At 66.3% G+C, this 10,639-nt stretch carries 6 protein-coding genes and 1 pseudogene; 5 read left to right on the plus strand and 2 right to left on the minus strand.

The window, feature by feature from the left end:
* Positions 1–94 precede the first annotated feature (94 nt).
* Positions 95–703, minus strand: a pseudogene (locus tag ACFWUY_RS39335) (transposase); the annotation flags it as partial.
* A 275-nt stretch (positions 704–978) separates the two neighbouring features.
* On the opposite strand from ACFWUY_RS39335, the gene ACFWUY_RS39340 reads away from it, so the two are divergent.
* Positions 979–1,758, plus strand: a complete 780-nt coding sequence (locus tag ACFWUY_RS39340; protein WP_384121407.1) for a transposase family protein — start codon at positions 979–981, stop codon at positions 1,756–1,758.
* A 66-nt stretch (positions 1,759–1,824) separates the two neighbouring features.
* Here the strand turns inward: ACFWUY_RS39340 and ACFWUY_RS39345 are convergent, their stop codons facing one another.
* A complete protein-coding gene (locus ACFWUY_RS39345) occupies positions 1,825–3,426 on the minus strand; it encodes a protein kinase (RefSeq protein WP_384121411.1) in 1,602 nt (533 codons plus the stop codon).
* Between the two features lie 285 nt (positions 3,427–3,711).
* Here ACFWUY_RS39345 and ACFWUY_RS39350 point away from each other — a divergent pair, with 285 nt between their 5' ends.
* The 4 genes from ACFWUY_RS39350 to ACFWUY_RS39365 all read left to right on the plus strand — a co-directional run bounded on the left by ACFWUY_RS39350 (position 3,712) and on the right by ACFWUY_RS39365 (position 9,742).
* Positions 3,712–4,263: a hypothetical protein gene (locus ACFWUY_RS39350; protein ID WP_384121414.1), complete on the plus strand. Its 552-nt coding sequence runs from the start codon at positions 3,712–3,714 to the stop codon at positions 4,261–4,263.
* Positions 4,264–4,672: 409 nt separating this feature from the next.
* Positions 4,673–5,536: a hypothetical protein gene (locus ACFWUY_RS39355; RefSeq protein WP_384121417.1), complete on the plus strand. Its 864-nt coding sequence runs from the start codon at positions 4,673–4,675 to the stop codon at positions 5,534–5,536.
* Positions 5,537–5,831: 295 nt separating this feature from the next.
* Positions 5,832–6,899, plus strand: a complete 1,068-nt coding sequence (locus ACFWUY_RS39360) for a tyrosine-type recombinase/integrase (RefSeq protein ID WP_384121419.1) — start codon at positions 5,832–5,834, stop codon at positions 6,897–6,899.
* 2,642 nt (positions 6,900–9,541) lie between these two features.
* A complete protein-coding gene (locus ACFWUY_RS39365) occupies positions 9,542–9,742 on the plus strand; it encodes a hypothetical protein (RefSeq protein WP_384121422.1) in 201 nt (66 codons plus the stop codon).
* Positions 9,743–10,639 lie beyond the last annotated feature (897 nt).

Genomic DNA, 10,639 nt, shown 5'->3' on the forward strand with positions numbered 1-10,639 from the left:
TCCGTATGCTCATCAGACGATCGGCGAACCGGTACCGCTGGGACAACCGGCCCACCACCCGACGCCTCAAGTGATCCATTTGCCGGTCGGTCTAAATCGGCCGGTTGGCGACCTGACCCTCGCGGATCTTCACGTTCACACAGTCGATGAAGACCACCGGATAGACCGAGTCGAGCGGGCGGGCCTGCCATTCGGCCATGCCCTCCATCACCGAGTCGGTGATCGTGGAGATGGTCTGCTTGGACACATCGGCGCCGTAGACCTCGGCCAGATGAGCCGAGATCTCGCCATGGGTCAGGCCCTTCGCCGACAGCGACAGCACCATCTCGTCCACCCCGGTCAGCCGCCGCTGGTGCTTGCGGACGATCCGCGGCTCGAAGGCGCCCTCCCGGTCCCGCGGCACCTCGACGGTCACCGGACCGACGTCGGTGACGACCGTCTTGGAGCGCTTGCCGTTGCGGGAGTTGCCGCCGTTCTTCCCGGCCGGATCATGCCGGTCATAGCCGAGATGGTCGCTCATCTCGCCCTCGAGAGCCGACTCCAGCAGCCGCTTGGTGAGCTGCTGGAGCAGCCCGCCCTCGCCCGTCAGCTGCAGACCTTCGGCCTGGGCCCGGGAGACGAGCTCCTCCACGAACCGGTCGTCCACCGCGGCCGAGCCGGCCTCGGTCCCTAACTTTTCACTGGTCACAGGTGCATCTTCCATGAGTCGGATACACCGAATTTCTTACAGTCCCGATGAAAACGGCTCAGTGAAACGAATTAAAGACACCCGCCGAACAGACCCAGCCACCCGCACCGAGCGGGCAGACGTCTTATCGGAGCAGGCCCTCACCACTTCCTGACCAGACGCTTGGTCCGCAAAGGCATTCGCACAGACAGCTGGAGCCCTATTCACGGGGTTCTTTTCGATCATGAGGATGGCCCTGCTCGATAGCCTGAGGTCTGCGACAACATCAGGTCTCTACCGGGGCAGGGCCATTGGGCTGGAACGTTACGACAGGGCTGGATACCGATCAACTCGATGGGCTGGTGGCACGGGTTCATCGTGAGCTCGTGGAGGATCCGGACCCGCCGGTGGCGCCGGGGCGGATGTGCGCGCTTGGGTTGTACAAGTCGGTGGTGCTGGTGTTGTTCCTGCTGCGGCAGAACCCGGTTCAGAAGGCCGCCGCCGAGCTGTTTGACATCAGTCAGGCCACCGTCTCCAGGCGGTGGACGGCCTTGCTGCCGGTGGTGGAGAAGGTCCTGGCCGGCCACGTTACCGACCCCGCCCAGGTGTCCGCCGGCCGGATCGTCCTGGTGGACGGCACCCTGGTGACGACGTGGGACTGGAGAAGCGAAGGCACCGGGCTGTTCTCCGGCAAGCACCGTGACACCGGCTTCAACCTGCAGGTCGCCGCCACGCTCGCCGGGGATCTGCTCGCGGTCTCCGCGCCCGTCCCGGGCTCCCGCCACGACATGCACGCCTGGCGCCAGTCCTCTTTTCCCGAGGTCTTCGCCGAACGCGAAGGCCTCGGCGATCTGGGCTACGTCGGCTCCGGCCTGATCACACCACGGCGCAAACCGCCCGGCCGGGAACGAGTCGCAGGAGACAAAGCCGCCAACCACTCGGTCAACACCCTCCGAGCCGCCGTCGAACGGGCCATCGCGCACCTCAAGGACTGGAAGATCTTCGCCACCCGCTACCGCGGGCCCCTCGCCCGATTCCCCGACATCGTCAAGGCCGTCACCGCCCTCGCCTTCTACAAAACAGGCTGGTGAAACCCCCGTGAATAGGCCTCCTGGTCCCCCAGAGCGCGGGATCACCGGCTCCCGCAGAACCACCCCCTATCGGGTGGGGGAGAAACTGGCTCTCGCCGCGTCGAAGTGTTTCCGTATGGTGGGGGCTGTGCTGTCGGGTCCGGCGACCCAGAAGTCGTAGGTGCGCCCGTTCTTGGTGTATCGCAGGTCGATGGAGCGGTGGCGGATGCCGGAGGTGGTGTCGTACCAGGTGAACTCCCAGAGGGCGGCTGGTGCGCCGTTGTGCTCGGTCCGCTTCAGGTGGATGCGCTGGTATTTCGGGTATTCGGCGATTGCGGTGGTGCCGGTGCCGTTGTTGTCCTGTTGCGAGAGTTCGGCATATGGGTCGCCTTTTCCGTCGGGCGGGGACAGGTGGACGCCGAGCCGGTACGTTCGATCTGCCGAGTAGTAGAAGATGCGGCGCTTGTCCGCATAGGGCCCGGTCCAGTCTTTGCCGATCTCGACGGTGAATCCGGAAGGGTCGCTGATCGCACGGAACCCCGTACGCCCACCTGTCGGTGACGCAGGCCCCGGTGCGGCACTGGAGGGTCGTTCGGCCATGAGAGGTGGCACGGCATAGAGTCCCACGGCGGCCAGAGCCGTGACCGTCATGCCGATGAGGGCACGGGTGAGCCATCGGCGGGAGGCCACCCTGGCAGCCGGTGCCGGGCCGGTGTGCTCCGGCGGGACATGAGCAGGCTGGCGCAGAAGGGCGGTAGGCGGACGCTCCGCAGAGGTAGTGCCCGTTCCGGAGAGGGATTGCCGCCGGCCGTCGGGAGCGCCGGCGGCGTCGGCCTGCGCCTTTGGGCGGGGTAGGAGCCCGATGGAGGACGGCGCATCAGGACGCTCAGCGGCGATCAGCACGGACCGGGCGTCTTGTGCCGTCATCCGCAGCGACGGGTCCTTGGCCAGAAGGCCGTTGATGACCTCGGCGAGAGGACCGGCGTTCCGGGGTGGGTCGTATGTCCCCTCCAGTATTGCCTGGAGGGTCGCGAACTCATTGTTGCGGCGGAACGGAGAGCGTCCCTCGACCATCTCGTAAAGGGTCGCTCCCAGGGACCACAGATCACATGCTGGTACGGCTCGCAGGCCCTGGATACGTTCCGGCGACAGATAATCCAGTGTTCCGATCATCGCGCCAGGGCTGGTCAGCGTGCCGGCGCCGGCCATCGAGGCGATACCGAAGTCCGTCAAAACCGTGCGGCCGTCCGGCCGGGACAACAGAAGATTGGACGGTTTGACATCACGGTGCACGACATCGCAGGCGTGCGCAGCGATCAGCCCGTCCAGCGCCTGGCGCGCGATGCGGGCCGCATCGCCGGCCGCCATCGGGCCGGTGGCCAGTTCGTCCGCGAGGGAGTGGCCCGTCACCAGTTCCATGATGATCCACGGCCGGCCCTCGTCCGTGACGACATCGTGAACGACGACCACGTTCCGGTGCCGGACCACTGCTGCAGCCCTGGCCTCCCGTAGCGCCCGCTCCGACCGCTGGCGCCACTCCTCGGTATCAAGGTCGGCGCGTGCCCGGATCTCTTTGATCGCGACTGCACGTCCCAGCTTCGTGTCCTGGGCAGCCCACACCGCTCCCATGGCTCCGCGTCCGATCAGCTCACCGAGCCGATAACGGTCCGCAATGACTCCATGATCCACTGGTTCTGCCTTTTCTGTCCTTATGGCTGCTGCGCTTCATGGCCTTGCCGGGCCGTTTCACCTGCCGTTGGGCCTCCATCTCCCTGAGAGTTTGCCTGACCAAACCGCGTTGGTGGGCCCCGAGGTCCGGGGTTGCCGCGCGGCGGTGCCTCAGCAGGCGGGGACATCCCCTATTCCCGTGTATCGCCGATCCGTCCCCGTGGAAAAGTTGAGTATCGATTACCTGTCCGTGCCGCCTGTTGCGGGCGTCTACAGACGTAACCATCCAGCTTCCGGGAGGCATGTGTGAAGAAGCGTGTGATGCGGGCCGCCATAATGGCCTGCGCTGGTGTACTGGCCATGGGGCTTCCGGCCGTGGCGCAGGCGGCACCTGCCACGGCGGACAGCGGTGCGGTGATCACATACGAGAAGGGGCACGTACTGTCCTGCACCGGGCAGGCAGGCCAGCGGTCCGTAACGGTCGAGCTGTACGACAACTCGCTGCACGGCTCCTTCGTCAACGCGCACGTCGAGGGACCCGACGGGGAGTACGGGGGCGGCTCAACGCCCACGCGGCTGTTCGACCACAGCTCAATCAACGCCGAGCTGCCCATCGAGCGTCTCGGCGAGGACACCAGCCCGGCCGGCACAGCCGTGATCAAGGGCCTCTACGCCCTCAAGGGGAAGCCCACGCCCGTCCACGACGTCTACCAGGACGACGGCTGGACCATCGTCTCCGAGGGAACCCATCAAAGGCTCAAGCCCAAGGTCACCGTCCGCGTTCTCGGCAAGACAGCGCGACTGACATGCGCTGACGCATTCGCCTACGACCTGAAGGTAACCAAAACGCCCATGTAACACCCAGCGGCGCGGCCACCAGACCATCGCGCAGGCACTGCTCGGCACCGCCGATTGACGCCGCAACGGGCGACCGGACCCTGATAGCGAACCATTCATGTGGTGGCTCCCGGCAATCGGGAGCCACCATACTCGGGCCTGCGCAAACCAGGCATTTTCGCATCACTCGATTTCATAGCGGGACGAATGATTGACTCCCGCTCGCAGACATGGAGGCCCTTTCTTGAGCAGCAACGCCCCCGTACAGATGCCGTCCACCGACTCACACCGCCACCGTCCCCGAGTGCCGATCGGACGCAGACGGCGCGCCATCACTGCGCGAGGCGCGGTTGCTGCGGGTGTTGTCGCTTTGGCCGTTGGGTGGATGCCTGCCGCCTCGGCCAGCCCAGGGGGAATCTACGAGCAGACGGTGACCAGTGAGGGTGTGGCCTGCTTCGCCACCTCCACCGACGGCTCTCTGTTCGTCCGAGCGAAGGTCGGCCGGAACAGCCTCGGCGCAGACGATTTCCAGATGAGGGCCTACGACACGGCCGGCAGCGGTGACCTTCGCTACGAAGCCTTCGGAGCGCCGGGAAACTGGACAGACGGCCATCTCCAAGGCCGGGGCGAGATCATCGATGCCGACGGCAATCCCGTTGCCGGCGAGGCATCGATGAGTGCTTCGTTCCGGCCCCTGGGAGATCCGGTCGAGAAGGTGGTGCGCGTTCAGGAAGGCAACAGCCGCATGGTCGCCACCATCACGACCCAGCGGTATGAGATCACCAACCCGGTTGTCACCGTGCCCGGCTTCGAACTGGGCCCGCTGGACTGCGCCGGGGACCACATCGTCACCCACACAACGTCCACCACTCCGGCAACCTACATCGACAACGACAGGACCCTGGAAACACTGAATTCCGACGAGTGCTCATTGCCCGGCGGCGGGGACGTCTACGGCCGAGTCGACGGACGCCGCCTGACGCTGACGCTCTCCGAACTCCCCGGCGACCTCGACATGGCCAGCGGAACCATCCCCCTGCGAGGCACTTCGGGAACCGGCCAGCTTTCCCTGACGGACCCCACGGGCGCCAGCATGGGAACAGCCCAGGCCGCCGCCTCGGTCACCAAAGCCGGTAATCGCACGACCGAGTCCTTCTCCGAAGACGGAGTCGTAGTCGTACGGACCGTAACCCCCTACCGGCTCGCCCTCAATCTCAACCTGCCCAGCAACCCGGTCGCCACAACCTGCGACATGCAACTGATCTCCGACCGACTGCGCGTGCGCCTGCCCTAGCTGACCTGGTGGACGGAGTCGAACAGTCTGGAACCCATCCAGCCCGCACCACCAGGGCCTCACCCACGGCCTCGACCATCCAGCGCGCCCCGCCCATGACTCCGGCGACCACGCCCATCCCAACGACCGCGGACACCACGCAAGTGCCGAGACTCTTGAGCCACTGCCGCAGTAAATACCGGATTTACTGCGGCAGAGCCCCTATCGTGATCATCACGACCTGCGGCGGACCATTCCGGCCGCCGGGGCCAGGTGTACGCATTTACTGCGGCAGAGCCGGAGGGGCGGGGCGCGCATGGCGATCGAACCAGTGACCGAAATCGGGAGCGGGGGCGCACTCAGGTTGCCGCGCGCCCGGGTCGTGCCCCTGTCCGCCCCGCCCGCGTCGTACACCGCGGCCGTCGAGCGGTATCTCACCGGCGCGGGCATCGCGAAGTCCTCCGCGCGGATCTACCGGATCTCACTGACGACATGGGCATGGATGCTCGCCGGCGAACCCGCGCCGACCGGACCCGCCCGCCGCGGCGCGAAGCCGCCAGTCTTCCCCGTCACAGCGATCGACGACCCGGCACTGCCGGAGGCCCTGGCCGAGCTGGCGGCGGCCCGGGCGGACGAGATGGACGCCGACACCGTCAACCGAGAACTCTCCATCGCACGCAAGGTGATCGGCTGGTGGCAGCGCCAGGGCTGGATCGAAGGCGACCCGACAATCGGCATCGAGCGACGGCCGGCACCACCGGACCGCACCAAGGCCCTCGCCGAGAACCAGATCAACGCCCTGTGGCGCCTGGACGTCGGCCTGCGGGAGAAGACGTTCTGGAAGCTCCTTTACGAAAGTGCCGCACGGGCCGACGAGGTGCTATGCCTGAACGTGGAAGACCTGTACCCGCAGGACAAGCGCGGCAGGATCACCGCCAAGGGCGGGGCGACCGAGTGGATTCACTGGCAGTCCGGCACCGCCCAACTGCTGCCCCGACTCATCGCCCGCCGCACCCGCGGCCCGCTGTTCCTCACCGACCGCAAGGCCCCGGCCGGAACACCCACGCTCGACGTGTGCCCGGAGACCGGCCGGGCCCGGCTCTCCTACCGCCGGGCCGAGGAGATCTTCGAGGAGAACACCCGGCTCCTGGCCAACCCCCTCGCCTCACCCGAGGACATCGAGGACCTGGACGGCTGGACACTCCACCGGCTACGCCACAGCGCCCTCACCCACGACGCCGAGGACGGTACGTCCACCCCGATGCTGTTGGCCCGCTCACGCCACGCCTCTGTCCGTTCCCTGGAACGGTACGCCCGCCCCGGAGTCGATGCGGTCGCCCGGCACGTCGCGGAACGCGACCCCGCCGCACGTCGCCGCACGTGACACCCGCCGTTTGCGGCTGGTGACAGCGTTCTTACCCGGCATCCCGACTCCTGCGCACGCGTGCACCCGGGCCCCGCGTGCTGTGATGCGGCGTCACGGTGTGGCGTCTTTGGAACGCGATCGTCTTTGGCGATACGCCCGGGTACGGCATGTCGATGAGCAGTAGACGGCGTCTTTTCGCTTGCGGTTGCCGGCGGCCTCGCCGGTGAACCACCACTGCCCGCAGATGGGGCACCGCTTCCCCGGTCGGTGAGAGAGCTGGCCCTCACGCAGGGCAGCGGCGAACTCAACCTTGCTGCGCCACCACCGCTCCCGCTTAGCCCGCCACGCCTTGGTCCGGCACGCCCCCGAGCAGTACCGGCGAGAGGCCTGGCTGCCCTCGGGCAGCGGCCCGCCGCACTGACCGCACGTCCGGACGCTCTCCCTCGTCACCTCTCCAGGATCCCGCTCATACGGCACGCGAATGGTTGTCTTGGGCGGACGGAAGGCCGGTGTGCTCTACCCCGGCGGCCGTGTGGGGCCTGGGTTGCTCTCTTCGGGCGCGGAGGAAGAGCCGGGCCGGCACTGGGGGCAGGGGATGAGACCGTGACCGTCAGGAGCGACGAGGGTCCTCCAGTCACGGCAGCGCGCACACCGGAAAACCCCGCAGCCCAGTAACCGGTAAGAGCGCTGCGCAGGTATACCAATCACACCAAAGCGAACAAATCGCCCATAGATTTCATTCCCGGCCGGGACTGCCTGGGTACGGAGGGATGGCCGGGTCCGAGACGCGAGCACGCAGCAAGTGACGGGCGTCGCGGGTTCTTCACTGCTGGGGCGTCATCCGCTTTCACCGGTGTGGTTCCGTCTGGTGCGATCTCTCGGTTTTGTGACAGTGAAGTGAGAGACAGCGAGGGCTTGTGCGTTGGCGCAGTTCAGCGTCGGTTTCCTGAGTAGAGCGCACTGTCAGAGGTGTGAGAGATCGCTGCGATTCCACTGCCACAAGGCGATATTCGTGCAGGTGGCGCACTGACACGAAACCGAGAGATCGCAACGGAACATCAGATCAGAGCTATTGCGGCTGTCCGGCAAGGGACAAGAACTCACACCGATGTCCGGAAAACGCAAGGCGGCTCAGTGCGGCCGATCCGGGCGACGGTGCCGTGGACCTCGACCGGAGCTGATCAAGCGCGACATCGAGAACCTCACCACCGCGAGCCTCATCGAATTCACCCGCGCGGTCAAGCGCCGGCTCAAACAACTCCAGTACCTGCCGGGGGGATCGACGGTTGCCTCGCTGGCAAACCGTCTGACCCTTGCGGCACAGCCCTCAGAAGCCTCCGCAGAAGCGACGCCACCAGCCGCGCCGCCGGACCTTCGGGGGCAGCCGGCTCAGCATTCCCTTCGCTCACAAGGGCCCTGAAGTGGAGCACGGGTTACTCACCCTCGTCAATAGCACCATGGCTACTTTGAGAGCGAGGACCCATCAAAGAGTTCTAACCGAAGGGATTCACGGTGAAGTTTACGATGAAGAATCGAAGAATCTCCCGAACGCGGAGTGTCAAGGCGGTGGCGGCAGCGTCACTTCTCGCAGGCACCATGCTTTCCTTTGGTACGGGCACGGCCTCTGCTGATGACTCACCCTTTGACGAACCCTATTCCGTGACGGCTTATGTGGCACCCAATGCCGTGTTCAATCAGGGCTGGTTTTGCCCCCTCGGATCGACACTGGTCGGCACGGGGGCGTTGACTCCAGGTCCAGGTGTCATCACGCGCAACTACAGTGTCGAACCAGCCTACGGCAATAGAGGCCCCGGCTTCAGTGCGGATGTCATCAATACGAGCAAGACCGAAGCTTCAAATCTTAAAGTCGACTATGCATGCAGGGTTCCCACTATCTTCGTCACGAAGACTGTGGATCTCCCTGGGAACAAGTTGGGACCTTCGGCGCGGACCTTCATTGCCGTTAATGTGGTATGCCCGGCAGGACAGCCAAAAGCGGTAGCGAGCTACATAACTAAGGTGGTTGGGGTGACCGCGACGACGCAATCTCATAAAATTGTGCGAGGCTCGGGGAGCTCCCCTGATTACGGGTCGTTCTACCTCGACAATGCCGATAGGCTGGGTGCCACGTATGATCTGACAGTCAAGTGCTCGGTTAGATAGCTGGCGTACCATCAGAGAATCGCTGAATTCTTTCCAATCTGGTCTGGTTGCGCGGCTGAGTTGTTGGCCATTGCGGCTACACCGAACGGTGAAGCTCCTGGCCGGCATGGGCGCTCGACCAAGACCGCCCATGTCTGCCAGGAGCTTCGCGCGCTTGTCTATCCGGCGGCGATCGATCTGCCCAACGCGCACCTGCGGTTACCTCGCAGGCCGGTAACCCGTAACCGCCCGGGTCGTTGTCGAGCGGACCGTTCAGGCCCCGGCCGGTCCGGGTGCCGGCGGACCGCCCGCCGCCCGTCCGTACCGGTCCCGGCCGGTCCTCGCGTGGTACCCGTGCACGCGGTACCGCCGTGCACACGAGGCGGCCCCGGCCCGCCTCACCGCCGGACAGCGGCTGTGCGCCCGTCCGCGGGCCCGTGGGCATCCGGAGCGAGGCTTTCCTCGTGTCCCCGCCCGTTCGGCGCGCACAGCGGCGTGTGCGGCTTTACGGTGCCGGGGTGGACCCTTACGCGGGGCGGCGGCGTGGCTGCCGGAACCTGACCGGCCCTCAGCGCGTCCTCACCGTCCGTCTGGCCGTACGCGCCGAACTCCTGCGCACCGAAGCCGGCCACGGCGACGGTGAGGGTGAGGGTCTGAGCGTGGCCGACGCGGTCGCCCTGGCCGCCGTCCAGCTCGGTCTCCAGGCGCCAGCGGACTGAGGCCGGCGGCCCGGACCTCTTCATGGTGAGTGGGGTCGGCCTTGCTCGTCAGCATGTCCGTGGTGAGTGGTGTCCCTATGTGGCCCACAGGGCGTTTTCGCTGGTGGGCGGGCAGGCTGTGAGTCTGTGAGGGACTGTCCACGGCCTGGCTCCGGCCCGGACACCGGCCTCGTCCTGGCGGGTGCTCATGGTCCTGGTCCTTGCCCTCGTCCTGGTGGTGCCCGGCACGGGGCCGACGCCCCGCGCTCGCGCCGTCCTGCTCCCCGCTCCGCTCCGCCTCCGGTCTCCTCGCTCGTGGGTCCGGCGCAGTGGCCGGCACCCTCGTACCGCTCCCCGAGCACCCGTCCATGCGTGCGTCAGGGGGTGTGGCCACGTTCCGCCATTGGTACATGCTGCATCATTTTGATGCAGGGTGGTGTGGGCTGATTCCAGAGTTCATCAACCCCCGCCTTTTGAAGCGCCCTCACCCTTCCCCCGATGAACAGGTGTTTGGTGGTGGCAGGCTGGTTTCCCAGTCGGCACACAGGCCCGGGGTGTGATGCATTCTCAGACTCCTTCCCGAGACGGCCTCCTGGGGTTTACCCGGCCGCCCGGCCGGGGCCGGCCTTCTCGCTCGGCCATCCTGACCCCGGCCCGGATACCGGGGTTTACAAGGGGACACCCCGGCCACCCTCGCCGCCCCGGCGGAGCCGGGTGGGCGGGAGCGCAGCGGACGCCCCCAACACCCGCGCAGCGGGTGTTGGTTCACTTCCGAGGATTGGAGCGCAGCGGAAATCCTCAATTCCCGCAAAGCGGGAATCAGAAAAGCGCGCAGCGCTTTTCTGTAAAGCCGCGCAGCGGCTTAGGCTCCGCGCAGCGGAGCCTTTCTCTTGGAATGCGCGCAGCGCATTCATACCC

The organism is Streptomyces sp. NPDC058664, assembly GCF_042716635.1.
Classification (GTDB): Bacteria; Actinomycetota; Actinomycetes; order Streptomycetales; family Streptomycetaceae; genus Streptomyces.

Bases quoted from the DNA above. Each gene is read 5' to 3' on its own strand.
- ACFWUY_RS39360 (WP_384121419.1), top strand. From the start codon at position 5,832: ATGGCGATCGAACCAGTGACCGAAATCGGGAGCGGGGGCGCACTCAGG.